The sequence below is a fragment of the Paucihalobacter ruber genome (assembly GCF_006494535.1).
GTDB classification, from domain to species: domain Bacteria; phylum Bacteroidota; class Bacteroidia; order Flavobacteriales; family Flavobacteriaceae; genus Paucihalobacter; species Paucihalobacter ruber.
Map to the genome: position 1 here is coordinate 111,588 of NZ_VHIQ01000002.1, position 26,091 is coordinate 137,678.

The following is a 26,091-nucleotide window of genomic DNA, read 5'->3' on the forward strand; positions in this document are numbered from 1 at the left end:
ATTAAATTTTTATTGGTCGTTGCCCCAATTATCAAGTTCTTCCTGAGTCCAAAGTTCAGGAAAAAAAATGCGTTTTTGATATTTTGGATGCATGTATTTTTTCCAGTCGCTGCCGCCGGTGGCTTCACCATCGCCTATACCACTGTCTATATAATGTTTAGCAGTATTGTAATGAGCCATTACCCAAGTTACATTAACCGTATAATCGTAATGGCGCATGGCCGCTACTAGTTTTGGGTTATTTTGGTCTGCTTTGGGCAATTCTTTAAAACGGGTGTATAAATTTTTACTGTTATAGGTTTCCATGAAATTTAAAAACTCGCTTTTGTAACGGTTTTCAAAATTAACAAGTAAAGTTGACTTTTTACCTGTTTTGTGGTCTTTACCTGCCGCCTGCCAGTATAAATGCTCAAAAGCATGCGTGTAAGGCGTGTTGCGGTCTATGTTATGCCTAAATCTGTAATCTATCAGGTTGATGAGCTCTGTTGAGGCAAATTCAATGAGTCTGTATTGTGCACTTTGAAAACCACTGGCGGGTGTTAGGGTATATCTGAATTTCATGTATTGCTCTACTTCCATGCCTTCGCGCATAATGTTGAAAGATGTGGTCAACATATCAAAATAACGACTAACTCGCATTAATTTATCTTCAAAAAACTGAACAGTTAGGTCGTCTTTGTTGGCAACCTGTTCAATTTCCCATAAAATCATTTTAAAGATGAGTTCGTTAATTTGGTGATAGGCAATAAACACCATTTCGTCCGGTAAGGTGGTACGCTGAATTTGAAGCGATAGCAAAGCATCGGTTTGAATATAATCCCAGTAAGTAATTGGCTTGCTGTATAGCAAACCCATTAAATGGTCGTCTGTTTTTTGATTGATCTCACCGTACTTGTGCTCCAGTGATTTGATGATGTGATGATAAGTTTGGTCGTTCATTAATTGAATTAATCAAAAATTATCGGCATGGCGTATTTTAGGCCTTTAAAAGCTTCGAGGTCTGCTCGCAACGAACCAACCGCCAAATCTGCCTTGATTCGCAAAGGTATTTTATTTTCGTCTTCGCTTACCCATAATGTTAAACTTTCTTGCTCCTTAAATACTCTACCGGCCATAACGTAAGGTCTAAAAATAAGGGTATTGATTTTACCAAATTCGGTTTTAATTGTTTCTCTTCCAAGGAATTTAAGTTTAAACTCGTAATTTTCTTCGTCAAAAAACATGTTGAGTTTAACCTCATCGCCGGGCTTAATACTTTTGGTGTCGTAATTATTTCTTAGGTAGTAAAATGCCGATACCATATCCTGAACGTCTTTTTCGGTAGCATACGACCCTTTGGTATTGTGTTTTTTATTGTGAACATGCGCCAATCGGCTTTTCTGGTCAAAGGTAATTTCAATGTTTTTGGTGTGGCCGCCTTCGTCTATATCTCTTATAAATTTATAAGGCAAGCCTGTTGTTTTATCAAAATAAGACTCATATCTGTCTTTCACTTTAAAAAACCATTTAATGGCACCTGTGGTCCAGCCCTTACCAATTACATGGTAAACCTCTTTATTATTTAACTGCGTAGTTTTTAACTCTAACGTGGCGTTACCTGCCTTAAGCCAACCGCTATAGCTCATTTTAAACTTAAACCACTCACCATCCTGAAAAGCAGATTTGGTTTGAGCAACCATTGCCGTTTGGAGCAAGAAAAGTAATAGTAATATTTTAATGGTTTTATTCATCACCTTAAGTATTGTAATTTGAAAAACTGATTATATGATAAAACATACATTTCAAGCAGAAATTACAATTACCGTTCCAAAAATATCAAATTAAAAAACTCCGCAACGTTGGTTACAGAGTTTTTTACGTTAAATATTTATCAATTAAAGCGTTCCTCGTTTTGCCTGCTCTCGCTCAATGGACTCAAACAATGCTTTAAAATTACCGGCTCCAAAACCTTTAGCGCCCATACGCTGGATGATTTCAAAGAATAAGGTTGGTCTGTCTTCAACCGGTTTGGTGAAAATTTGAAGCAAATAACCTTCTTCGTCTGCATCAACCAGAATTGATAATTCTTGAAGTTTTGAAATATCTTCTTTCATCATGTCCATGTGCGTTCCTAATCTTCTGGGTATATCGTCATAATAAGCTTGTGGCGGTGGTGGTAAAAATTCAACGCCTCTGGCCTTTAATTGCGCCACAGTCTGGATAATATCGTCGGTGGCAACCGCTAAATGCTGAACGCCGGGACCTTCGTAAAAGTCTAAATATTCTTCAATTTGAGAACGTTTGGCAGCTTCGGCCGGCTCATTAATGGGAAATTTGATTCTGCCATTGCCGTTACTCATCACTTTACTCATCAAAGCTGAATATTCGGTGTGAATTTGTTTATCGTCAAACGACAGGAAATTAACAAAGCCCATCACCTCTTCGTACCATTTTACCCAAGTATCCATTTCACCCCAACCTACATTACCTACCATATGGTCGATGTATTTTAAACCGACTGGCTCCGGATTGTAATCTGATGTCCACGCTTCAAAACCCGGTAAAAACAAGCCCTTGTAGTTTTTTCGCTCTACAAAAACATGAACAGTTTCGCCATAGGTATAAATACCTGAACGGACTACCTCGCCAAATTGGTCTTTTTCGACCGTAGGTTCCATAAAAGGTTTGGCACCGCGTTGCGTTGTTTCGTTAAAGGCAGCTGTGGCATCTTCAACCCAGAGTGCAATCACTTTAACACCATCGCCGTGTTTTTCTAGATGCTGATTAATAGGTGATTGGCTGTTAAGTGGTGTTGTTAAAACCAGTTTTATTTTGTCTTGCTTTAGCACATAACTCACGTGATCTCGCGAACCTGTTTCCAATCCTTTGTAGGCATAAGACTGAAAGCCAAAAGCTGTTTTGTAATAATGGGCAGATTGCTTGGCATTACCCACATAAAATTCTACATAATCGGTGCCTAACAAGGGCAAAAAGTCTTGTGCGCCCTCAAATATTTTTTCTAATCCGTAATTTACTGATGTTACTTGTTTGCTCATAATAAGCCCCTCTTAATCTCCCCAAAGGGGAGAAACTCAAAGCGGGAAACTTTGAATTTTTTGTTTTAGTTTTAATTTTAATTTAATGAACGTTTTCTTCTTTTAAATGCCACAACTAGCATTTGGCTTTTTTAGCTTCCTCCCTTTGGGAGGATTGAGGTGGGCATTTATAACCACGATTTAAAATAGTCTTCATCGGCTATTTTAAGCGCGTCTTCTGTAATTTGTAGCGGTTTAAAGGTATCTACCATTACTGCCAACTCGTCTGTTTTTACTTTGCCGATACTGCGTTCTACGGCACCGGGATGCGGCCCGTGCGGAATGCCTGCGGGATGCAACGAAATATGACCTGCAGCCACATCATTTCGGCTCATAAAGTCGCCGTCAACATAATACAACACCTCATCACTATCTATATTGCTGTGATTGTATGGCGCAGGAATGGATTGCGGATGGTAATCATACAGTCGCGGCACAAAACTGCACACCACAAAGGCATCGGTTTCAAAAGTTTGATGTACCGGTGGCGGTTGATGAATGCGTCCTGTAATCGGCTCAAAATCGTGAATTGAAAAGGCATAAGGATAATTAAATCCGTCATAACCAACCACATCAAACGGATGTGAGGCGTACACCATTTCAAACATATCGTTTTGTTTTTTGACTTTGATTAAGAAATCGCCATTCTCGTTGTATGTTTCCAATTCTTGTGGTCTGCGAAGATCGCGCTCACAAAATGGTGAATGCTCTAACAATTGTCCAAACCAGTTTCTATAGCGCTTAGGCGTATAAATAGGACGGCGTGATTCTACAATAAACAATCGGTTGTCTTCGGTGTCAAAATCTATTTTATAAATGATACCGCGCGGCACCAGTAAATAATCCCCATATTTAAAATCGAGATTACCAAGATGTGTTCTTAATTTGCCTGTGCCTTTGTGTATAAAAATAAGCTCATCAGCATCGGTGTTTTTATAAAAATAATCTTTGGTAGACTGCTTTGGCGCTGCCAGAATAATGCTGCAATCGCTGTTGGTAAGTACGGTTTTTCTGCTTTCCAGATAATCGTTTTCGGGTTTGATTTGAAATCCGCGTAAGCGATACGACTGAATGGAATTTGCTTTGGCAATTTTTGGTGCCACGCTGTATTGCTTTCTAATTTCCTTTACCTGCGTGGGTCTTTGTTCGTGGTAACTGTTGGTGTACATACCATCAAAACCAATGGTACCGAAGAGTTGTTCGCTATACAAACTGCCGTCAGGCTTACGAAACTGTGTGTGACGCTTTGGTGGAATGTTTCCTAATTTATGATAAAAAGGCATAGTTTTAATATTAGATTTACGATATATGATTTACGATATATGCACTGTTATAAAAAATGAACTTTATTATGAGCGTCTAAACTCGTTTTATAAAGATACGGAATTTAAAGATTCCTTAGTGTTGACTGCGGGATATGGCAGGAAAAAAGAGATTACTTGAATTGGATTCCTTTCTGATGGTTATCTGAATACAAGAAAATTTTTGGAGTTTACCTGCACGAGATTCCTGCGTTCGCAGGAATTTATTCCGGGTTTCTCTTGATGAGAAAGTGCAAATAAAGTAATATGTCTTGCCAGAATGGTTTCATAGTGTTACAAATATCGGGAATTTATTTATATTGGAAAAATGCTAACAGATTCCTCCAAGACATTTTTGTGAGTAAAAGGAAATCTTGGAGTTACCTCCCTGAGATTCCTGCGTTCGCAGGAAATTGTTAGAACCAAAAGCCCACATTAAAATACCAAAACCCCTGACTTAGCTGCGGCGAACGTGCATATCTTATTTCTATTGGGCCTAAAAACGTTTCGGTGGCACAGCCCAAAGTGTAGCCACTGTAAGTTGGCGACTCAATCCATGCGCCGGTGGTAAAAATATTATCGTCTATATTGGCATAGTTGGCGGCAAAAATCAAATAGCTTTTTTTAAAGACTTCGTAATTTAGGGTAATGGTGCCCTTTACAAAGCTATTTCCTGTTAAGGAGATATAATCATATCCGTAAAATGTAGAAAAGTTATTGATAAAGTTATTGGCATAACCACCAATGGCAAAATCGAGAAAATTGGTGGGCTTACTCCCAATTTGAAATCCGCCCGAAGACTCCAGCAACATCGCAAATCGTTTTGAAAAACTGAAGGCATAACCAATGTCGGCTTTAGCTATTGAAAAGTTTGAAAAATCGTCGTTTAAGCCGGTAGCACCAATATACCAATGAAAATCGCCATTAAAATAAACACCTTTTTTAGGGAAATATCGGTTATCGTAGGTGTCTAACTTTAAAGTCCCAAAAATACTGTAGTAGTTGGTGTCTTCAAAAACAAATTCATCGTTTTGATTTGCATCTAATAAGGTTTCAGACTCTATTCTCAGATTTTTATGTTCAAATCCACCGGTAAGTGCAAAGTCTTGAGCCAGTAAAGTTTGAATATAAATCTGATTGGTAAAATCGTGCAATTCGGCATCAATTTTATTAAGACTGGCGCGCAATGGGTCGTTTTCATCCAGAATTAAATCTGCACTTACATTTCTATCAAACTCATTATATCTGGAATTTATTCCAAAACTCACATAAAACCCCTGATCGATAAAATAATCAAAGTTATACCTGCTATTATCACCCAGAATGACGTCTAAAGACAACACATCGTTATTGGTTAAAAAACGCTTTTTAGTAAAATTGATTAAAGCCGCACTTTTGTATAAATTGTCGTAATGCAATCCAAACCTTAAAAACGTAGTTTCTGCCGATTCTTGTATGTTAGCTTTAAGCTCATAAATATCATTATGGGCATCTTCGGCCTCTAAGGTATACCTAAACCAGTCAAAATTATTGGTTGCCACTAAATTGGTAACACCATCTAAAAATCTTTGATAGCTTATTCTTTCGGGCTGTCTTAACTTTAATTTTCCGTTGAGATAGGCTCTGGTGTAACGCTTGTTTCCGTAATAGTACTTTTCTTTTATAGTAATACTGTCTTGTATAACTATGTTAGGTTTGTTTACAGGCGACTTGGTTTTCACAAGTGATTTCAATGCATCGAGCTGTTCAAGTGCTGCAAGTTGACCGCTTTCAATAATTTCAAATCCATCGGAAAAAGAAATCACCGAAAACGAGGCGATATCCGGCTTTATGTATACATCGGCCAAAATGGCTTTGTTTTTCATAGCCTGAATTGTTCTAAAATTATTAATTTGAAGCAAAATATCCTGCGCGGCGGTCAATTGCTCTCTGTCTTTTAAATCGTCTTGTACATCAACGCCAATGATCACATCAACACCTTTGGCTTTAAGTTCTTCAATGGGAAAATTGTTAATCACGCCACCGTCAATAAAGAGTTCGTCATTTATATTTACCGGCTGAAATAAAGACGGTAAGGCACCACTGGCCATAACGGCCTCCACCAGATTACCCGATTCCATCAGTACCGACTGTCCGGTTTCAATATTGGTAGTCATACAAAAAAAAGGAATGGGCAAATCCTTAAAATCTCTAACATCGCTTACATGTAATGTTAAATGATATAGTAAATTATAAACATTCTGCCCTCTTGAAAGCGCTCTTGGTAAGTTGATTTTAAAGTTTTCAAATGGTAAGGTTACGGCATATTTCTCTAAATTATCTCTTTCGGTTAAAGAAGCTGAAGCACGTGGAAACCTATCATTGATAAGTACATCAAAATCTGTACTATTAAAAATAGAATCCAATTGTTTACCCGAATAACCCGAAGCATACAAAGACCCAATAATGGCCCCCATACTGGTACCGGCAACATAATCAACCTTAATGCCTAAACTGTCAATAACCTTCAATACACCAATATGAGCAAAGCCTTTGGCACCGCCACCACTTAATACCAAGCCAATTTTTGGCTCTTGATCTTCTTGCGCATGTAGTGCAGGAAAGAACAAAAACAGGCTTAATATGATAACTATGTACCTCATTTATTAGAATAAAATTCTTTTATTTTAGACGCTCTCGACGCACCAACCACAGCTGCTAAATCTTCTTCAGACGCTTCTGAAATTCTCTTAACCGACTTAAATTTTTTCATAAGTTCTACAATGGTTTGGTCGCCTATGCCGTTAATTTCTTGCAATTGAGAATTTAAAGCTGTTTTACTTCTTTTATTTCGGTGATGCTCTATGCCAAATCTGTGAGCCTCGTTTCGCAATTGCTGAATGATTTTTAAACTTTCGCTTTTCTTGTCTAAATATAAGGGAATTGAATCGTTTGGATAAAATATTTCTTCTAAACGTTTCGCAATTCCGATGATGGCAATTTTTCCTCTTAAATTAAGAGCATCCAAGCTTTTAACCGCAGAAGATAATTGACCTTTACCGCCATCTATTACTATAAGTTGTGGTAATGATTGATTTTCGTCTAACAATCGCTTGTACCTGCGGTACACTACTTCTTCCATAGAGGCAAAATCATCGGGACCTTCTACTGTTTTAATATTAAAATGTCTGTAATCTTTTTTACTGGGTTTACCGTTTTTAAACACTACACAAGCCGCAACAGGATTGGTTCCCTGTATATTAGAGTTGTCAAAACACTCTATATGTCTGGGCTCTGTGCTTAAACGTAAATCGGCTTTCATTTGCGCCATTATTCGGTTGATATGCCTATCCGGATCAACAATTTTTACCTGCTTTAACTGTTCCATTCTGTAATACATGGCGTTGCGCTTAGACAGGTCTAAAATGTGTTTTTTATCGCCCAATTTTGGAATGGTAATCTTCACATCTTCGCCCAATTCTACCGGAAAAGGCACATACAACTCTCTTGATTTTGAATGAAATCGCTGTCTAATTTCGGTAATGCCCAATTGCAGTAAATCTTCATCGGTTTCGTCGAGTTTTTTCTTCAGTTCTAAAGTATGCGAACGAATAATTGAACCGTAAGACAATTGCAAAAAGTTAATGTAGGCATAGCTTTCATCACTTACAATTGAAAATACATCGACATTGCTTATTTTAGGGTTTACCACCGTAGATTTTGCCTGGTAATTGAGTAGAATATCGAGTTTTTCTTTAACCTTTTGAGCCTCTTCAAAGCGCATGTTTTCGGCATATTTCTGCATTTGTTGCTTGAAGTTTTGAAGCGAATTTTTAAAATTTCCTTTTAAAATATCTCTGATGGCATCAATATTTGAATGATAAGACTGCTCTGTTTCCAATCCTTCGCACGGACCATTACAATTGCCTAAATGAAATTCTAAACAAACCTTGTATTTGCCGGCTTCTACCTTGGCTGCCGATAAATCGTATTTACAAGTTCTGATGTGATAAAGACCTTTAATTAAATCGAGTAAAGTCTTAACCGTTTTCATACTAGTATACGGACCAAAATACTCCGATCCGTCTTTAATAACGCGCCTGGTTGAAAAGACTCTGGGAAACCGTTCGTTTTTGATACAAATCCAGGGATATGATTTGTCGTCTTTCAGCATTACATTGTAGCGCGGCTGATGTTTTTTTATGAGATTGTTTTCAAGCAGTAATGCATCGGTTTCTGTCTCTACAACAATGTGTTTGATTTCGGTAATTTTCTTAACCATAACCCTTGTTTTGCCATATTCATGGGTTTTGGTAAAATAAGAGCTTACGCGTTTTTTGAGGTTTTTTGCCTTTCCTACGTATAAAATCTTACCTTGTTTATCGTAAAACTGATAAACACCGGGCGCGTCTGGCAAAGTTTGCAATTGTAATTGTACTGATGTAGGTTGCATAAGGTAAAATTAAGAATAATTAGAGTAATCATTCTATCTAAAAAAAATATTAACGGTTGCCATGCGTATTTAACTTTAGATTACATTCGCACAATTTTATAAGTAATAATGAACAAACAAATTATAGGCAGAACCGATGTTGTTGACTTCCCGGGATTAGGGCTTTATAATATTGAAGTTAAAATAGATACGGGCGCATATACGTCGGCCGTTCACTGTTCTAAAATTGAAGAAATAGATGGCAGGTTGCATTGCGTATTTTACGACGAATCTCATCCCGAATACGCCGAAAAACCGATAATTTTTGACACTTACAGCACCACAGGTGTAAAAAGCAGCAATGGGTTTAAGGAAAACCGATTTAAAATAAAATCGACTGTTATTATTTTTGGTAAAATTTATAAGATTAACTTAACTTTAAGCACTCGGGACGATATGCGATTTCCCGTGTTAATTGGCAGGCAATTTCTAAAGCGCAAGTTTGTTGTGGATGTGGATTTGCAAAATGTTTCCCTTAATCAAAAACATCAATGAATATAGTTATTCTATCGCGAAATCCACATTTGTACTCAACCAAGCGTTTGGTAGAAGAAGGTTTAATTAGAGGTCACGAAATAGAAGTCATCGACCCGTTAAAATGCGATATCATTATAGAAAGTGAAAAGCCAACCATTTATTACAAAGACAGGTATCTGGATTACGTTGATGCCATTATTCCACGCATTGGTGCCTCGATTACTTTTTTTGGTTGTGCCGTGGTAAGACAATTTGAAATGATGGGTGCTTTTACTACCGTAACTTCAGATTCTATTTTAAGATCAAGAGATAAGTTGCGCTGTTTTCAAAGACTGTCAAAAGCCGATATTGGTATGCCTAAGACCGTTTTCACCAACTACTCGCGAGATGTTGAAGAGGTGATTTCGCATGTGGGAGGTACACCAGTGGTGATTAAATTATTAGAAGGTACGCAAGGTTTGGGAGTGGTGTTGGCCGAAACAAAAAATGCCGCAGAATCGGTTTTAGAAGCTTTTAATGGGTTACAGGCCCGAGCATTGGTACAGGAATATATAGCAGAATCTAAAGGCGCCGATTTACGCGTGTTTATTGTAGACCATCAAGTAGTTGGTGCTATGAAACGTCAGGGCAAAGAAGGCGAATTTCGCTCAAATTTACACCGGGGCGGCAGTGCCAATCTCATCAAATTAACCGTTCCTGAAATTCAACTTGCTATCAGAGCTGCAAAAGCCCTTAAGTTACCTGTTTGCGGTGTTGATATGTTACAGTCTAAACGTGGCCCATTAATCTTAGAGGTAAATTCATCACCCGGATTGGAAGGTATTGAAGCAGCTACTCAAAAAAATATTGCCCGAGCCATCATTACCTATATAGAACGAAACAGAAAATAAATGGGAAAAGTTGCACCGTTAACCATTCTTGGCCAGGTAATAAAGCCCGGTGAGCGAAAAGAAGTAAGTTTTAATGTTGCAAAACTTCACACTCAAAATTCTATTGATATTCCTGTAATTATCAACCGCTCTAAAAAACCGGGGCCAACCATTTTAATTACAGCTGGCATACATGGTGATGAAGTTAATGGCGTAGAAATTGTTCGACAAATTATTGCCAAGGGTATTAATATACCCAAAAAAGGAACCATTATATGCATGCCGCTCATCAATGTTTTTGGGTTTATACAAATGAACAGAGAATTTCCCGATGGCCGTGATCTAAACAGAGTTTTTCCGGGAAGTGCATTCGGTTCTTTAGCCAGTAGAGTGGCACACCAACTAATGACCGAAATTGTGCCTCATGCCGATTTGGTAATAGATTTTCATACCGGAGGTTCCAGGCGCTTTAACGCACCACAAATACGCATTGTAGAAGACCATCCGCAATTGCTTGAACTGGCCGGTGTTTTTGGCGCGCCTTTTATTTTGTATTCTAAAAACCTGAATAAGTCTTTTAGAAACGCTTGTTTCAAACTCAATTTGCCCATCTTGCTTTTTGAAGGTGGCAAGTCATTTTTTATTGATAAAAATATTACCAATCACGGCGTTAACGGCACCAAACGCCTTTTGGCACATTTGGGTATGCTGAAGAAAAATTTTAAAGCGTCTGACCCAAAAAAGAAAACAGTTGTTATTGCACAAAGCAGCTGGATACGTGCTAAATATTCAGGATTGTTTAAGGCTTCGATAGACATTGGCGATTTTATCAATGCCGAAGAGGTGATAGGCAACATCACCGATCCTTATGGTAAATTTAATTCCTTTGTACGCGCTTCTCATAGTGGTTATGTACTTAACGTTAACCATTCACCAATTGTATATCAAGGCGATGCGCTGTTTCATATTTCAACCCAACTGGCCAATGATCAAAACACAACTCCGGAAACTATATAAAGACAAACGCGCCAGACTTTCAGATGACGAGGTTGACAGTTTAAGCATGGCCATTGCCAACAGGTGTTTAAATCTCGATATTTGGGATTTTAACTGTTATCACATTCACCTTAGTATTGAACGACATAAGGAAATTAACACCACCTATTTACTCAACATTTTACAGGGTAAAGACAAAACTGTTGTAATCCCTAAAACCGATTTTTCAACTTTAAATTTGCAGCATTATTTATTGGATGATAACACCAGACTAGCAGTTAACAGCTATGGAATTCCTGAGCCGGTAAATGGTATTTTGATAAATGAACAACAAATAGACGTAGTTTTTGTACCGCTTTTAGCTTTTGACGAAAAAGGCAACCGAGTTGGCTATGGCAAAGGGTTTTACGACCGATTTTTATCCGGTTGCAGGCCCGATTGTTTAAAAATTGGCCTTAGCTTTTTTAATGCAGAAGCTGAAATTGAAGATATTAACAGTAATGATGTCCTTCTCAATTTCTGTGTGACTCCGGAAAAAATTTACAAGTTTAATTACATCTAATTTCTGCAATTCTCGCAGTAGGTAGTTCTTAAAAAATCGTCCTCTAACAACTGAAAAGTCACACCACCTTGCCCGTATGGATTAAATAAACCACAAAATCTATCAGGATTTAAATTGTAGGCATTAAGCATGATTGTACGGTAGTCTGGTGTTTTTGTAAGTGATCTGTCTACTACGGTAAGATTTATATAGTAAAACAATAAATCTTCGTCAATATCAATACTTTTAGCCTTAGGAGTTAATAGTTCTCTAGACATTTCCGTATTGCCGTAATAACTAAAAAATTGGGCCAAACTTAAATAATCAAAGTTAGAAAGGTTAACGCTGTTGTAATTATTATTAATATAAGTAACACTTTTATCTTTATTTTTAAAGTCGCGGGCGCGCATATAATTTTCGGCTAAAATAATGTGATAATTAATCATCATGCGATTGATTAAAACAGCATCAATACCATAATTTTTTAAATTTGATATGTCAGTTTTAAATTTATTAGCATCGACTTCAATTGCTTTATAACGCCACAATTTAATTTTAGTGGCAACTAGATTGTATTTAATTCTTGGATCTTTAGGCGCCAGTTTTTCCAGCTCTTTAAGTTGATTATGGGTAATAAGCACCTGTCTTTCATCTAAATAGTAATTAAATGAGGTTTGTTTATTGATTAATTGAACAAATAAGTCTTGTTGCGGTATTTCCATTTTCATCAAAAAATCAGGCGAAATTTCTTTGCCATTAAGTCGTTCAAAAATGGTGTTTTGAATTTTCGAGGCTTCATCTATATCGGCAACGGCCAAGGCAGCATTAAATTTACCCAATAATTCTTGAGGTGAAATATTATTATAAGCATCAATTTTTTCCAGTTCTAACTCAACAACCGCCTTTCGGTGTCTTTTTAAAATGGGTTCCATTTCATCAGCCAAGGCACCCACTATCTTTGATTTAACTTCTCTTTTACTAAGGGCTGCAAATTTTTCATATTTGGTGCCTTGAATATCGTTTAAAAATTCAACCCAATTTTCAGAAGATGAAATGGAAGTTTCGATAGATGGGGCTTGAAAAGATTGTAAGGCCACCGCAATATTCTTAGCTCGTTGTTCTTGTAATTCAATATTTCGGTCTTCACGTCCTTCAACCGATGCATAAGCCTTAATATTGATGGTTTTTATATTAAAATCGGTAAGCCTTAACGAGTCGTATAGTGGTTTAATGTCTTCAGAAGAATACGCTGTTTTATTTTTCTTAAAAGGTATTGAAAATTTTAAAGTTTTGTTTTTTAACACATAACCATCATCATTAGTGCTAATTTGTTTGTTGCTGTAGGTGAGCGTATCCAAATAGATGCCCATGTCCAGTAAATCCCATGCGTAGGCTTTTAAGTCGTAAATAACAAAGTACTGACATAAACTGTTATCACTTAAAAACAAAATATTAAACTCTAATTCTCGATCTTGCCATTTCTCAGGCACACGACCAACAAGAGCTCTAAACCTATTGTCATCAATCTTTTTTAATGTGGATTTTAATTGTTTGGTATATACAGGTTTTTGTAGCTGCCCTCTTATTTGTTGTTTAATAATTGAAACTTCTTCACAGCTATATCGTTCTTTGTCAACGATATCAATAGCTATACCATCTTCAGCACTTCTAAACAAGCTATTAAACCACCGCTCGTCGTTGGTTTCAAAATACAAATTGTTGCCTTCTCGTTTAACGGAAAAGCTGCTTTCATTAGGCCTGTTTTGGAAGGCCTGATTGAAAGCGGCACACAATTGCTGATTATTGCCTAAATTAATGTTGAATTGGTTTTGAGCCAAGCTAATTTCAAAAGCAAACAAACCCATTAAACCCATTAAAATACAGAAGTGAAATTTCATTATGAACAGATTGATTTTGAACTCTAAAGTTAACAGTTTTTAGATTGATTTATAAACTCTAAGCACTTTTTCTATCAAATATCCTTTTATTGAAAAAAATAATCAAACAAAAACCGGTGCTAATGGCTATATCTGCAATATTGAAAACCGGATCGAAAAAGCTAAAATGTTGACCTCCTAAAAAAGGCACCCAGCTTGGTAATATTCCACTATAAATAGGCAGGTGAATCATATCCACTACTTTCCCGTGAAACAAGCTGTCGTAGCCACCTTGCTCAGGCAAAAATGTGGCAACCTCATTAAAACTATCGTTAAATAAGATTCCATAAAACACAGAATCTAAAATATTGCCCAAAGCGCCGGCAAAAATCACGGCAACCGATATAATTAATAATCTTTTAGCCTTATTTTTGATACTCATCCATAGCCAATACCCTATTCCGGCGAGTGCAACAATTCTAAATAAAGTAAGAATCAACTTGGCTGTACGCTCAGACATAAAGGTAATGAGGTCACTAATTTTTGCACCCCAAGCCATCCCATCATTTTCAACAAATGTAATTTTAAACCACGATAAAATTTCTACTTCTTCGTTCAGTAAAAAATGGGTTTTGATATAAAATTTACTGATTTGGTCCGCCAGCAGAATAACCGCAATCAGTATTGATGTCTGTTTTAAATTCATTGGTGATTAAAAACAAAAAGCCCTGCTAAATGCAAGGCTTTTAATGTATTTTGAATTAGAACATTTACTTTTGCATGTTTTTGGCCTCAATACTCAAAGTAGCATGAGGTACTAATTTTAAACGCTCTTTACCAATAAGTTTACCGGTTACTCTGCAGATACCATAAGTTTTATTCTCAATTCTAATCATTGCGTTTTTAAGATCGCGAATAAACTTTTCCTGACGAATGGCTAAAGCCGAGTTGGCTTCTTTACTCATGGTTTCACTGCCTTCCTCAAAAGCTTTGAATGTTGGTGAAGTATCGTCGGTACCATTGTTATGATCGTTCATATAAGCACTCTTTATTAATTGTAAATCACGCTCTGCTTTATCAATCTTTTCTCTAATTAATACTCTAAACTCCTCGAGTTCTTTATCTGAGTATCTGTTATTGGTTTCTACTGCCATAATCTATACTTTTTTAATTGACAACTTGGTGTAAATATCATCAAATTCAATACCAACACCACCGTCTAAGTCATTTACTATTTCTAATTTATCGGTTAAAGTTTCTGTTTTTATATAATCACTATTTTCTTTTACTGCATTTATTAACTGATGGTCTTTAAGCATTTGTACTTCAATTCTATCGGTTAACTCAAATCCGGAGTCTTTTCTTAAATTTTGAATTCGGTTGATGAGTTCTCTTGCAATCCCTTCATTTTTAAGCAACTCATTAATACTAATATCTAATGCTACAGTGTAACCATCGTTAGATGCTACCAACCAACCTTCAATATCCTGAGAGCTTATGTCTACATCTGAACGTTCTAAGGTAATCCTTTCTCCATTAATTACAATATCAATTTCGTTATTTTGTTCAATATATTTGATATCCTGAGCATTAAAACCATTAATTATCTGAGCAACAGCCTTCATGTTTTTACCAAACCTCGGACCCAACGTTTTAAAATTAGGTTTGATTTGTTTCACCAAAATATCTGAAGCGTCTTCAAGTAACTCTACTTCTTTTACATTTACTTCAGAAGCAATTAAATCTACCACCTGTAACAGCTCACTTTTTTGAGCCTGAGAGTCGACAGGAATTAATATTTTTTGAAGTGGTTGTCTCACCTTAATTTTTTCTTTTGCTCTCAAAGACAATACCAAAGATGAAATGGTTTGAGCGGCTTCCATTTTTCTTTCAAGCAATTTATCAACCAAATCACTATTATATTCCGGGAACTGGGCTAAATGAACGCTTTCAAATTCTTCGGTTTTAGTCGCCCTAATCAAATCCAAGTACAGCCTATCCATGTAAAATGGTGCAATTGGCGCTCCAAGTTTAGCAATGGTTAATAAACAAGTATAGAGCGTTTGGTAAGCCGAAATTTTGTCTTGCTGATAATCGCCTTTCCAGAAACGTCTTCTGCTTAATCTCACATACCAGTTGCTGAGGTAATCTTGGGTAAAATCTGAAATGGCACGCGCCGCTTTAGTAGGCTCGTAATCGGCGTAATATTCATCAACTTTTTTAATTAAAGTATTTAATTCTGAAAGAATCCAGCGGTCAAGCTCGGGTCTCTCGTTGATTGGCATTTCGGCTTCTTCATATTTAAAACCATCTAAATTGGTATATAAAGTGAAGAATGAATAGGTATTGTAAAGGGTTCCGAAGAATTTGCGCTTCACTTCTTCAATACCATCTACATCAAACTTGAGGTTATCCCACGGATTGGCATTAGAAATCATGTACCAACGTGTGGCGTCGGCGCCATAAGTTTTAAGGGTGTCGAACGGATCTACGGCATTGCCCAATCGTTTGGACATTTTTTGACCGTTTTTATCAAGCACCAACCCATTAGACACCACATTTTTATAGGCAACACTATCAAAAACCATAGTGGCAATGGCATGTAAGGTATAAAACCACCCTCTGGTTTGGTCTACACCTTCTGCGATGAAATCGGCAGGGAAAGCTTTATGTTGATCTACTAAATCTTTATTCTCAAAAGGATAATGCCATTGCGCATATGGCATAGAACCTGAATCGAACCAAACATCAATTAAATCGGCTTCGCGCTTCATGGGTTTACCATTGGGCGATACCAAAACTATTTGATCAACGATGTTTTTATGAAGGTCTATTTTGCTGTAGTTGACCTCGGAATTATTGCCAATTTCAAAGTCTTCAAAAATAGGCTGCGCCATCACACCGGCGGCAACAGCTTTTTGCATTTCGGTTTTCAGTTCTTCAACCGAACCGATACAAATTTCTTCTTTACCATCTTCGGTTCTCCAAATTGGCAAGGGAATTCCCCAGTATCTCGAACGCGATAAATTCCAGTCGTTAGCATTGGCCAACCAGTTGCCAAAACGACCGGTGCCGGTTGATTTTGGTTTCCAGTTAATGGTATCGTTAAGCTGTACCATTTTCTCTCTCACTTCTGGAATTTTGATAAACCAGGAATCTAACGGATAATATAAAATTGGTTTATCGGTACGCCAGCAGTTTGGATAGCTATGTTTGTATTTTTCTACCTTAAAGGCTTTATTTTCTTCTTTTAATTTTATGGCAATCTCTACATCAACAGAACGCTCGGGTGCTTCGCCATCGTTGTAATATTCGTTTTTGACGTATTTACCTGCAAAATCGCCAACTTCGGGCCTGAACTTACCTTGTAGGTCTACCAAAGGCACCAGATTATCGTTTTCATCTTTCACCAACATGGGTGGCACTTCGGGCACAGCCTGTTTGGCAACCACGGCGTCATCAGCACCAAAGGTTGGCGCGGTATGAACAATTCCGGTACCATCTTCGGTAGTGACAAAATCGCCTAAAATAACGCGAAAAGCGTTTGCAGGATGGTGATATGGTAAAGCGTATGGTAGTAGTTGTTCGTAGGTAATGCCTTCTAAATCTTTACCTAAACAAGAGGCAATAATTCTGTAGGGTATTTTCCCTGCCTTGCCGTCAGGCTGGTTGTCTTCAGCTTTATAATTGTTTAATTCAGATGCATTTTCTACTTGTACATATTTGCCTGCAAACTGATAGTTTACCAAGGCCTTGGCAAGAATTACCTTTACCGGTTTAAAAGTGTATTGGTTATAAGTTTCTACAAGTACATATTCTATTTTAGGGCCAACGGTCAATGCGGTGTTACTTGGTAAGGTCCAAGGTGTGGTTGTCCAAGCTAAAAAATAAATATCTGTATCCCATTCTAAATCCTTCCCAAAGGGAAGAACTTTAACTACTTGTTGTTTGGCAGGATGCATTTTAAACTGTGCCACAACGGTAGTGTCGGTCACATCTTGATAGGTTCCAGGTTGATTGAGTTCATGAGAACTTAAACCGGTTCCTGCTTTTGGCGAGTATGGCTGAATGGTATAGCCTTTATAGAGCAAATTTTTATTGTAAATCTGCTTAAGCAACCACCAAACACTCTCCATATATTTAGGCTCGTAGGTAATATACGGATCATCCATATCTACCCAGTAACCCATTTTTTCTGTGAGGTCGTTCCAAACATCGGTATATCGCATGACGGCTTTGCGGCAAGCAGCGTTGTAATCTTCTACCGAGATACCACGAGGACTATCGGGATTACCTATATCTTCTTTTGTGATGCCCAATTCCTTTTCAACTCCCAACTCTATCGGTAAACCATGGGTGTCCCAACCGGCTTTGCGTTTTACCTGAAAACCTTTCATGGTTTTGTAACGGGGGAAAATATCTTTAATAGCACGCGCTAACACATGGTGAACTCCCGGCAAACCATTGGCCGAAGGCGGACCTTCAAAAAACACAAAAGGTTGATGACCTTCTCTGGAGGTTACACTTTTTTCAAAGATATTGTGCTGCTTCCAGTACTGAAGAATTTCTTCGGTGACGTTGGGCAGGTCAAGACCTTTGTATTCAGTAAACTTAACACTCATGCTGTCATTTTTCATTTAAGACCGCGAAATTAAGGAATTTTGATAAATTTAAGACGCTAAAATCTTGGTTTATTCTGAAATATCTTCAGTAGAATGTTAAAATAACAACCCGAAAGTGGTTTTCTTGTTTTACTATCCTTTTGATTGATGATGAGTTAAAAATTTAAATCAAAATATTTTAAAAATTCAGGTCATCAAAATACCGTACAATGATGATTATCATAGATAAAAATCTTTTTTTATTTCACCTTTAATGGACGCTTCCGAAACCGATTTTATAAAACATATCATCATGAAAAAGTTAATTATTTCGTTGTTGATTTTGTTATTAGCGACATTGTTATTGGCCTAACTTTACGCAATTTAGATTTACAAAATAATATGGATTCAATACATTAACTACATCGTGCCTCTTTTTTGGATTTCCCGAAAATAGTACAATCAACTCTAAGTGAAATTGAATCTGTCAGTTTTTGAATGAATTTTAATAACCCTTGTTATCTAGTAAAAAACTATACCAAAACACCTACCAAATCCTCAATCTTAGCAACTAATTGTATTTTAATTATTGGATTTTTAAGGGTTATTTTGTTGTATTTAGAAACAAAAATTGTAGAAAAGCCAAGTTTTTCGGCTTCTAGTATTCGCTGTTCAACACGTTGAACGGGTCTTATTTCGCCCGAGAGTCCAACTTCGGCCGCAAAACAATAATCTTTTGGTAAGGCCACATCTTCATTAGACGACAAAATAGCGGCAACTACCGCCAAATCTATAGCCGGATCATCTACCGTAATACCACCGGTTATATTTAAAAACACATCCTTGGCACCTAATTTAAAACCGGCGCGTTTTTCTAAAACAGCCAGTAACATATTAAGGCGCTTGGCATTAAACCCTGTAGCACTGCGCTGTGGTGTGCCGTAAACTGCGGTGCTTACCAACGCCTGAACTTCTATCATTAATGGCCTCATACCTTCGAGCGTGGCTGCAATGGCATTGCCTGAAAGTTCTTCGTCTTTTTTTGAGATTAAAATGTCGCTGGGGTTAGACACTTCCCGCAATCCTGCCCCATGCATCTCGTATATACCCAATTCGTGGGTGGAGCCAAAACGGTTTTTGTGGGCCCTTAAAATTCTAAAAACATAGTTGCGATCGCCTTCAAATTGTAAAACCGTATCAACCATATGCTCCAAAATTTTGGGTCCGGCAATATTACCATCTTTAGTGATATGACCAATTAACACCACCGGTGTGTTGGTTTCTTTGGCAAATTTGATAAGTTCGGCCGTACATTCTTTTATTTGTGAAATACTTCCGGCAGCAGATTCTATGTAGTCGCTGTGAAGGGTTTGAATAGAATCTATCACCACAATATCTGGCTCTATTGCTTCTATTTGTTTAAAAATATTTTGGGTTTTGGTTTCGGTGAGTATATAACAATGTTCGCTATTGGGATTGATACGCTCAGCGCGCATTTTAATTTGTTTCTGACTTTCCTCTCCCGAAACATATAAAGTTTTATACGGCAATTTTAACGCAATTTGTAGCAGTAAGGTACTTTTACCTATGCCGGGTTCGCCACCTAACAGCGTTAATGAGCCTTGCACAATCCCGCCACCAAGCACCCGGTTAAATTCGGCATCAAGAGTATTAATTCTAATTTCCTGAGAGGTGTCAATATCTTTTATTTTTAAAGGCTTTGAAACGCGTTTGGATTCGCCTTTTTCTGATTTCCAACCGGAGGTTTCAGGTTTTTGAATAATTTCTTCTACAATGGTATTCCATTGCTTGCAAGCATTGCACTGGCCTTGCCATTTGGCGTATTGTGAGCCGCAGCTCTGACAAAAAAAAGTAGTTTTTACCTTTGCCATTATCCTCTCCTAACCTCTCAAAAGGAGAGGAATTAGTTCTGTTTTTTGATTCATATTAATATCTAAAATCAGTTTTTATGGCATCTGCCTTTTCTAACATTAAATCTTTGGTAAGACTACCTATTTCGTCTAAACCATAGCCCGCTTGATAGGTACGCATAGCTTTTTTAGGTTCACCGGTTTGCTCATAAAATCTGGCTTGATAATAATGCCCTAACATAGTTTCCGGATGTTCTTTCTTGGCTATCTTGCTTAGTGGTTCAAAATATTCGTATTTCTTTGTTTTTTCAATGGCACTTTCAATGGCCGTAAAATCATTAAGCCTAATTTGTTTTTTTATTCCAAATAAATCATTGATGGTTTTATATTTTTCAACGAGGTAATCTACCGGGGAATCTTCCAATTTCAAGATAATTTCCTCATATTCTTTTTTACTAATTGGCTGATAAATAGAAAACACGTTTTCTAATCCTCTGGGAACAGCCTGAGAAGGCATGGTAAAGTGACTATGATCTTGAAAATTATCGAATTTATAGATTAAATTAGGGTTTTCTAGTTGCGTCAATTTCGAATTGAGTTCTTCAGTTTGTTTTTTAATGCGTGGAACATCGTAAGCAGAGGTTGCCATGTAATAAAAAATCTTGGATTTTGTTGACTGAAGTCTTTCAGATAAATAATTAACCATATCTGGTGCAAAATCAGGACTTATATTGATGTAAGCATTAAAAAGCGGGAATTTCTTCAGAAGGAAATAATTGATGAAATTAGCTGTTTCGCCATGTCCTATTGCAACTCCAAATATCTCGGTTTTATATTTACTTTGAATATATGGGATAACTTCCATGCCGATAAATTCGTAAAAATTGGCACCTTCATCAATTGGTAAAGAATTTTGTGCCCCAAACGTAATATCCTGATATCTTGTATCAGACTGATTGATTCCAACAACAATTACTTCCGGAATTTCATCCCAGTACGAGTAATAATCTGTATTACCCGCAACCAATTCAAATAAATAATCAGCATCTAAAACCAATACAATTGGGTATGTTTTTTTATCGTTATCAGAATAGCCTTTGGGCAATAAAATCTTTAATTTTCGGTCTTGTTTTAATTTTTCAGAATAAAAATCTTCAACAATTACTTGAGCTAAACAAAGATTTAAGCTCATGAATATGGCAAAAACTGATAAAAAACATTTCATAGCCCGGAAATTTTATAACGGTCAGCAAGTTATAAAATAAAAGGTAGTTTAAGAATTAAGAAATTATTTATTTTGATGCTTTTTTTGATTATACACAGGTAGCAGTAAAAGCGACATGCCTCCAATAACAATAATCATAACAGTTTGCGATGCCCACATGATCCATCCAAATGCTCTGCTGGGATCTTCGGGTAGATTAAAAAGTGTAAACCCTATAACTACGGCTTCAGGGAAAGAACCAATACCCGCATTGGTGGCGGCTATACTAAAACTGGCCAGAATAAATCCTACCAACAATGCGGCAAACGGAATGTGTTCCAGCCCTGGTATGGCCAGTGTTGTAACGTAAAACATGGTAACATACATCACCCATATAAAAATGGTGTGTGCCAGAAAAAGCCATTTGTTTTTCATTTTAAAAATACTCAAGGCGCCTTCTAAAATTCCCTTTAAAAAATTTTTAATTCTTATGGTGAAGTTTGATTTATATTTTCCAATGAATATTAGAAATGCCACAAATGCTAAAACCAGAATTAAACCAATCGCCAAGCTTTGTAAGCTAAACTTATCTAGGAAAAAATTTGCTATAAATTCAAATTGCAAAACCATGGCAACACCAATGATAATAAACAACATCATCATGTCTGCAATGCGCTCTGAAACAATGGTTCCAAAACCCTTATCGAAGGGTACATTTTCGTAATTTGATAAAATAGTGGCTCTGGCTATTTCACCGGCTCTGGGTATGGTGTAATTGATAAGATAAGCCGAATATACCGCCATGAAGCTATTGGCTAATTTTGGTTTAAACCCCAAAGGTTCTGCCATGTATAGCCACCGGTAAGCGCGCGAAAAATGACTTAATAAACCGCATAACAAGCCTATAAAAATCCACTTAACATCAGCATTTTGAGCGTAATCCCACAAAGTGGTCAGCGACATTTTAGAGAAAGAATAAGCTATTAAAAAAACTCCCAATAAAATTGGGAGTGCTATTTTTAATATTTTTCTTATTGAAATATTCAAATGTTTATCTTAATAAGTTAGTTGCTTCGTCAGGAAATACCAAAGCCGGTTTAAAGGTTTTAGCTTCTTCAATATCCATAAAGGCGTAGGTGATTAAAATCAGCGTGTCCCCAACAGCTACCTTTCTGGCTGCGGCCCCATTTAAGGTGATTTCGCCACTGCCTCTGTTTCCGGGAATAACATAGGTTTCAAGTCTTTCGCCATTGTCGTTATTAACAACCTGTATTTTTTCACCTTGAATAATATTGGCAGCATCCATTAAGTCTTCGTCAATGGTAATACTACCTATGTAGTTAAGGTCTGCACCTGTAACTTTTATTCTGTGTATTTTAGATTTTACTACTTGAACTAGCATGTTGCAAAGATAATTAATTTAGTGCTATGTTATCAATTAACCTAATGTCTCCGGCAAAAGCCGCGACAAAGGCTCTATACTTTTTAAATTTTTGTTTTCTCATTACGGGTTTTAAAGTTGATTGATCTGCAATAGCAAAGTATTCTAACTCTAAAAATTTATTTTTCTTAAATTCGTTGACAACCCAATTGGTCACTTCACTTGCACTTTTTGTGCCAAACTTTTTTTTAGCAGCTTTGAGTGTTTTATAAATAAACGGGGCTGCTTCCCTGTGTGCAGGTGTTAATCTTTGGTTTCTTGAACTCATAGCCAAACCGTCGCTTTCTCTTAAAATTGAGCACGGAATAATTTCTATTGGCTGACCGGTAATTTCAACCAACTTTTTGATGATTTGCAGTTGCTGATAGTCTTTTTCACCAAAATAGGCCTTATTAGGTTTTACAATATCGAATAAATTTTCAACAATAGTGGCTACACCCTGAAAATGTCCGGGTCTAAATTTACCTTCCATTTCATGCTCAATATATCCTAAATTATACTGTTTTGAAACGATCCCCTGAGGATATACGTCTTTAACCGGCGGCGCATAAACAACAATGTTATCAGGTGTTAAGGTGTTCAGCGCTTTTAAGTCAGATTCTAAAGTTCTGGGATATTTGATTAAATCTTCGCTATTATTAAATTGTGTTGGATTAACAAAGATGGTGACAACTACTACATGGTTGTCTAACAATGCCTGCTTAACTAAAGCCAAATGACCACTGTGAAGTGCACCCATAGTGGGCACCAAACCTATTGTTTTAGCTGACTTTCTGAAATCTAATAAATAAGCTTCCAGATTCTTTTTTAATTCAAAAACTTTCAAAACCCAAATAGTTTAAAGGGCTGCAAATCTAATATTTTAATGCCACACTGCATAAAATTTTGTACTTTTGCATGTTTTTTGATTTGAATTTGTAAATACAAAACCCATATGAAGGATAAGAGGATATTATATGTATCTTCTGAAGTGGTACCTTACTTACCGGAGACCGAAATTTCATCAATGTCATTTGAAGCTCCAAAAATGGTAAATAAGCAAAACGGACAGATACGTATTTTTATGCCAAGATTTGGTAACATTAATGAAAGAAGGCATCAGCTGCATGAAGTAATTAGATTGTCGGGGATCAACTTAGTGATAAATGATTTAGACATGCCGCTTATTATTAAAGTTGCTTCTATCCCAAAAGAAAGAATACAGGTATATTTTATAGATAACGAAGACTATTTTAAAAGAAAAGCAACCCTTACCGATGAAGATGGATCTTTGTTTCCCGACAACGACGAACGCGCCATATTTTTTGCAAAGGGTGTTATTGAAACTGTAAAGAAATTAAACTGGGCACCCGATATTATTCATGTAAACGGATGGCTTTCGGCCCTATTGCCGCTTTATCTAAAGTTTTATTTTAAAGATGAGCCTTTATTTAACGAAAGTAAAATTGTTACCTCTGTATACAATCAAAACTTTGAAGGAACGTTAAATAAGTCTATGATTGATAAAGTTAAATTTGACAATATCCCGCAAGATACTGTTGCTGTGCTGGCTGAGCCAAATTTTGTGAATATTATGAAATTGGCTGTAGATCATTCAGATGCAATTATTCAAGGTTCAGAAGAACTACCTCAAGAATTATTAAATTACATGAAAGCCTCAAAAAAACCCTTAATGGATTATTATTCTTTAGAAGAATTTAGCGAGCCCTTAACCGAATTTTACAAAACAAAAGTACTAGCTTAATCTCCCCAATGAAGTTCAATAAAAATTTTTCAATACATTTATTTGTATTATCCGTTATCTTATTAATGGCTTTAGGTTGTGAAAAAGAGTTTATTAGTTTAGACTCTGATGTGGTTAATAATAATGTAGCCACCAATTTCAACAACAATAGTCAGCGTTTTAATGTTAAAGCCTATACCAAAAAATTAGACCCCGTTCAAACCAGTAATCTGCCAATTTATGCGTTGGGAGTTTATAATGACCCAGTTTACGGAAAAACCACTTCAAGTATTTTAACTCAATTAATATCTTCGGTTGCGGTTAACCCCAGTTTTGGGACAGATCCTGTTTTAGATTCGGTTGTTATTACCATTCCGTATTTTAGCAGAAGTATTGGAATTACTCAAAATAATGCTGTTGAGTACGAATTAGATTCGGTTTTTGGCAGCAACCCATTTAAACTAAGTATTTTCGAAAGCAACTTCTTCCTAAGAGATTTTGACCCCAACGAAGGACTCAATGCGAGACAAAACTATTTTTCAAATGGCAGCACTTCATTGTCTGAAAACATTAGTCAATCTGACCTTGAATACAATTTACTAAAAGTTATTGACACCATTGTCCCTGACCGAAATTTAATAGTGTTAACTGATGAAGAAGGCGAAGTACGCGAAACTCTTACACCCGCCATTAGAATAGTAATGACCGCTGAAGATGAACTTAATTTTTGGAAAACTAAAATTTTTGATAAAGAAGGTCAAACAGAACTCAGTAACCGCAGCAATTTTGTAAATTATTTTAGGGGCCTCTATTTTAAGGCCGAACCCATAAGCAACTCAGGAAATTATGCCTTATTGAATTTAAACCAGGTAAATGCGAATGTCACACTGTTTTATAACAGAGAACCTTTTATTGAAGGTAATGACCGTGATAACGCTACTTTTAGTTTAAATTTTAATGGCAATAGAGTTAATTTAATCGAAAGCACACCTTTGTTCCCAATTCCCGATGGTAATCCAAGTACCGGCGACCAGCGGCTATTTTTACAAGGTACGCAAGGTTCTATAGCAATACTCGAGCTATTTGAACGTGACGAAAACGGCAACTCCCAGCTTTTGGACCAGCTGCGAGAAACCTTTAAAGATCAAGTTAGTGGTGAAAGAAAACGATTAATAAACGAAGCTAATTTAGTAGTTCATGTTGATGCTATCGGTAGTTCCAGTTTAGCTCAGCCGCAAAGGTTATACCTATACGATTTAAATAATAAGAGAACACTTTTAGATTATTTTTTAGATACTAATAATAATACTTTTCCTGAAGTTTCTATTCTAAATCACTTAGGACCACTTGAAAAAGATCCTAATGCGTCAAATGGAGGTAAATACAAGTTTAAAATTACACAACATATCAATAATATATTGTTTAATGATTCAACAAATGTGCGATTAGGTTTAGCCGTTTCGGGTAATGTAAATCTGGAAACAGGTAATCAATACGCTGTATTAACAAATGACGTAACAGTGAAAAATGCTCCGGTGAGTACCATAATTACGCCCAGAAGTACGGTACTCCATGGTAGCCAATCGCCAGTATCAGAAAAACGTTTATATTTGGAAATATTTTATACTGAACCTGAAAACTAAAT

The 26,091-nt window shown here is 36.6% G+C and carries 21 protein-coding genes; 6 read left to right on the forward strand and 15 right to left on the reverse strand.

All coding sequences use genetic code 11. From position 1 onward, the window contains the following. Nucleotides 1–9 precede the first annotated feature (9 nt). The 6 genes from FJ651_RS04020 to uvrC all read right to left on the reverse strand — a co-directional run bounded on the left by FJ651_RS04020 (nucleotide 10) and on the right by uvrC (nucleotide 8,807). Nucleotides 10–939 (reverse strand): tryptophan 2,3-dioxygenase family protein, encoded by a 930-nt coding sequence (locus FJ651_RS04020; RefSeq protein ID WP_140989129.1) that lies wholly within the window; start codon nucleotides 937–939, stop codon nucleotides 10–12. A gap of 8 nt (nucleotides 940–947) precedes the next feature. Continuing rightward, nucleotides 948–1,730, reverse strand: coding sequence for a DUF3108 domain-containing protein (locus FJ651_RS04025; RefSeq protein ID WP_140989130.1), 783 nt, complete (start codon nucleotides 1,728–1,730; stop codon nucleotides 948–950). Nucleotides 1,731–1,874: 144 nt separating this feature from the next. Next, entirely contained in the window at nucleotides 1,875–3,035 is a 1,161-nt protein-coding gene (gene hppD, locus FJ651_RS04030; protein ID WP_140989131.1) for a 4-hydroxyphenylpyruvate dioxygenase, read from the reverse strand. Between the two features lie 167 nt (nucleotides 3,036–3,202). Next, complete coding sequence (locus FJ651_RS04035) at nucleotides 3,203–4,357, reverse strand: homogentisate 1,2-dioxygenase (protein WP_140989132.1); 1,155 nt, start codon at nucleotides 4,355–4,357, stop codon at nucleotides 3,203–3,205. 434 nt (nucleotides 4,358–4,791) lie between these two features. Continuing rightward, entirely contained in the window at nucleotides 4,792–7,017 is a 2,226-nt protein-coding gene (locus FJ651_RS04040; RefSeq protein WP_140989133.1) for a patatin-like phospholipase family protein, read from the reverse strand. Further along, nucleotides 7,014–8,807 (reverse strand): excinuclease ABC subunit UvrC, encoded by a 1,794-nt coding sequence (gene uvrC, locus FJ651_RS04045; RefSeq protein ID WP_140989134.1) that lies wholly within the window; start codon nucleotides 8,805–8,807, stop codon nucleotides 7,014–7,016. Before uvrC ends, FJ651_RS04040 begins: the two co-directional genes overlap by 4 nt. 108 nt (nucleotides 8,808–8,915) lie before the next feature. Between uvrC and FJ651_RS04050 the strand changes: the two genes are divergently transcribed. The 4 genes from FJ651_RS04050 to FJ651_RS04065 are packed head-to-tail and all read left to right on the forward strand — an operon-like array spanning nucleotide 8,916 to nucleotide 11,750. Further along, the gene (locus tag FJ651_RS04050; protein ID WP_140989135.1) at nucleotides 8,916–9,341 is read left to right on the forward strand and encodes an ATP-dependent zinc protease family protein; all 426 of its coding nucleotides are present in this window, start codon (nucleotides 8,916–8,918) and stop codon (nucleotides 9,339–9,341) included. After that, the gene (gene rimK / locus FJ651_RS04055) at nucleotides 9,338–10,213 is read left to right on the forward strand and encodes a 30S ribosomal protein S6--L-glutamate ligase (protein WP_140989136.1); all 876 of its coding nucleotides are present in this window, start codon (nucleotides 9,338–9,340) and stop codon (nucleotides 10,211–10,213) included. Before FJ651_RS04050 ends, rimK begins: the two co-directional genes overlap by 4 nt. Beyond that, nucleotides 10,214–11,209, forward strand: a complete 996-nt coding sequence (locus tag FJ651_RS04060; protein WP_140989137.1) for a succinylglutamate desuccinylase/aspartoacylase family protein — start codon at nucleotides 10,214–10,216, stop codon at nucleotides 11,207–11,209. After that, nucleotides 11,178–11,750 carry a 5-formyltetrahydrofolate cyclo-ligase gene (locus tag FJ651_RS04065; RefSeq protein ID WP_140989138.1) on the forward strand — a complete coding sequence of 191 codons (573 nt, stop codon included), beginning with the start codon at nucleotides 11,178–11,180 and terminating at the stop codon, nucleotides 11,748–11,750. The genes FJ651_RS04060 and FJ651_RS04065 overlap by 32 nt, the downstream gene beginning before the upstream one ends. Here the strand turns inward: FJ651_RS04065 and FJ651_RS04070 are convergent. From FJ651_RS04070 to panC, 9 genes are all read right to left on the reverse strand, one after another. Further along, entirely contained in the window at nucleotides 11,747–13,627 is a 1,881-nt protein-coding gene (locus tag FJ651_RS04070; RefSeq protein ID WP_140989139.1) for a hypothetical protein, read from the reverse strand. The two genes, FJ651_RS04065 and FJ651_RS04070, sit on opposite strands and share 4 nt — an antisense overlap. Nucleotides 13,628–13,685: 58 nt before the next feature. Further along, nucleotides 13,686–14,312, reverse strand: a complete 627-nt coding sequence (locus FJ651_RS04075) for a lipoprotein signal peptidase (RefSeq protein ID WP_140989140.1) — start codon at nucleotides 14,310–14,312, stop codon at nucleotides 13,686–13,688. Nucleotides 14,313–14,376: 64 nt separating this feature from the next. Next, nucleotides 14,377–14,760, reverse strand: coding sequence for a TraR/DksA family transcriptional regulator (locus tag FJ651_RS04080; RefSeq protein ID WP_140989141.1), 384 nt, complete (start codon nucleotides 14,758–14,760; stop codon nucleotides 14,377–14,379). Nucleotides 14,761–14,763: 3 nt separating this feature from the next. Then, on the reverse strand, nucleotides 14,764–18,228 hold the full coding sequence (ileS, locus tag FJ651_RS04085; RefSeq protein WP_140989142.1) for an isoleucine--tRNA ligase: 3,465 nt from the start codon (nucleotides 18,226–18,228) through the stop codon (nucleotides 14,764–14,766). A gap of 512 nt (nucleotides 18,229–18,740) precedes the next feature. Next, the gene (gene radA, locus FJ651_RS04090) at nucleotides 18,741–20,099 is read right to left on the reverse strand and encodes a DNA repair protein RadA (RefSeq protein WP_140989143.1); all 1,359 of its coding nucleotides are present in this window, start codon (nucleotides 20,097–20,099) and stop codon (nucleotides 18,741–18,743) included. A gap of 55 nt (nucleotides 20,100–20,154) precedes the next feature. Beyond that, entirely contained in the window at nucleotides 20,155–21,303 is a 1,149-nt protein-coding gene (locus tag FJ651_RS04095; protein ID WP_140989144.1) for an alpha/beta hydrolase, read from the reverse strand. 63 nt (nucleotides 21,304–21,366) lie between these two features. Beyond that, complete coding sequence (locus tag FJ651_RS04100) at nucleotides 21,367–22,329, reverse strand: lysylphosphatidylglycerol synthase transmembrane domain-containing protein (protein ID WP_140989145.1); 963 nt, start codon at nucleotides 22,327–22,329, stop codon at nucleotides 21,367–21,369. A 4-nt stretch (nucleotides 22,330–22,333) separates the two neighbouring features. Beyond that, nucleotides 22,334–22,684: an aspartate 1-decarboxylase gene (panD, locus tag FJ651_RS04105; protein WP_140989146.1), complete on the reverse strand. Its 351-nt coding sequence runs from the start codon at nucleotides 22,682–22,684 to the stop codon at nucleotides 22,334–22,336. A 13-nt stretch (nucleotides 22,685–22,697) separates the two neighbouring features. Then, on the reverse strand, nucleotides 22,698–23,549 hold the full coding sequence (gene panC / locus FJ651_RS04110) for a pantoate--beta-alanine ligase (RefSeq protein ID WP_140989147.1): 852 nt from the start codon (nucleotides 23,547–23,549) through the stop codon (nucleotides 22,698–22,700). 108 nt (nucleotides 23,550–23,657) lie between these two features. Between panC and FJ651_RS04115 the strand changes: the two genes are divergently transcribed. Both FJ651_RS04115 and FJ651_RS04120 read left to right on the forward strand, forming a co-directional pair. Next, nucleotides 23,658–24,467, forward strand: coding sequence for a glycogen/starch synthase (locus FJ651_RS04115; protein WP_140989148.1), 810 nt, complete (start codon nucleotides 23,658–23,660; stop codon nucleotides 24,465–24,467). 8 nt (nucleotides 24,468–24,475) lie between these two features. Next, nucleotides 24,476–26,089 (forward strand): DUF4270 domain-containing protein, encoded by a 1,614-nt coding sequence (locus FJ651_RS04120; RefSeq protein WP_140989149.1) that lies wholly within the window; start codon nucleotides 24,476–24,478, stop codon nucleotides 26,087–26,089. Nucleotides 26,090–26,091: the final 2 nt, after the last annotated feature.

Excerpts from the sequence above, each read along its gene's own strand:
- FJ651_RS04020 (WP_140989129.1), bottom strand. The coding sequence starts at position 939 with ATGAACGACCAAACTTATCATCACATCATCAAATCACTGGAGCACAAG.
- FJ651_RS04025 (WP_140989130.1), bottom strand. The coding sequence starts at position 1,730 with ATGAATAAAACCATTAAAATATTACTATTACTTTTCTTGCTCCAAACG.
- hppD (WP_140989131.1), bottom strand. The coding sequence starts at position 3,035 with ATGAGCAAACAAGTAACATCAGTAAATTACGGATTAGAAAAAATATTT.
- FJ651_RS04035 (WP_140989132.1), bottom strand. The coding sequence starts at position 4,357 with ATGCCTTTTTATCATAAATTAGGAAACATTCCACCAAAGCGTCACACA.
- FJ651_RS04040 (WP_140989133.1), bottom strand. The coding sequence starts at position 7,017 with ATGAGGTACATAGTTATCATATTAAGCCTGTTTTTGTTCTTTCCTGCA.
- uvrC (WP_140989134.1), bottom strand. The coding sequence starts at position 8,807 with ATGCAACCTACATCAGTACAATTACAATTGCAAACTTTGCCAGACGCG.
- FJ651_RS04050 (WP_140989135.1), top strand. The coding sequence starts at position 8,916 with ATGAACAAACAAATTATAGGCAGAACCGATGTTGTTGACTTCCCGGGA.
- rimK (WP_140989136.1), top strand. The coding sequence starts at position 9,338 with ATGAATATAGTTATTCTATCGCGAAATCCACATTTGTACTCAACCAAG.
- FJ651_RS04060 (WP_140989137.1), top strand. The coding sequence starts at position 10,214 with ATGGGAAAAGTTGCACCGTTAACCATTCTTGGCCAGGTAATAAAGCCC.
- FJ651_RS04065 (WP_140989138.1), top strand. The coding sequence starts at position 11,178 with ATGATCAAAACACAACTCCGGAAACTATATAAAGACAAACGCGCCAGA.
- FJ651_RS04070 (WP_140989139.1), bottom strand. The coding sequence starts at position 13,627 with ATGAAATTTCACTTCTGTATTTTAATGGGTTTAATGGGTTTGTTTGCT.
- FJ651_RS04075 (WP_140989140.1), bottom strand. The coding sequence starts at position 14,312 with ATGAATTTAAAACAGACATCAATACTGATTGCGGTTATTCTGCTGGCG.
- FJ651_RS04080 (WP_140989141.1), bottom strand. The coding sequence starts at position 14,760 with ATGGCAGTAGAAACCAATAACAGATACTCAGATAAAGAACTCGAGGAG.
- ileS (WP_140989142.1), bottom strand. The coding sequence starts at position 18,228 with ATGAGTGTTAAGTTTACTGAATACAAAGGTCTTGACCTGCCCAACGTC.
- radA (WP_140989143.1), bottom strand. The coding sequence starts at position 20,099 with ATGGCAAAGGTAAAAACTACTTTTTTTTGTCAGAGCTGCGGCTCACAA.
- FJ651_RS04095 (WP_140989144.1), bottom strand. The coding sequence starts at position 21,303 with ATGAAATGTTTTTTATCAGTTTTTGCCATATTCATGAGCTTAAATCTT.
- panD (WP_140989146.1), bottom strand. The coding sequence starts at position 22,684 with ATGCTAGTTCAAGTAGTAAAATCTAAAATACACAGAATAAAAGTTACA.
- FJ651_RS04115 (WP_140989148.1), top strand. The coding sequence starts at position 23,658 with ATGAAGGATAAGAGGATATTATATGTATCTTCTGAAGTGGTACCTTAC.
- FJ651_RS04120 (WP_140989149.1), top strand. The coding sequence starts at position 24,476 with ATGAAGTTCAATAAAAATTTTTCAATACATTTATTTGTATTATCCGTT.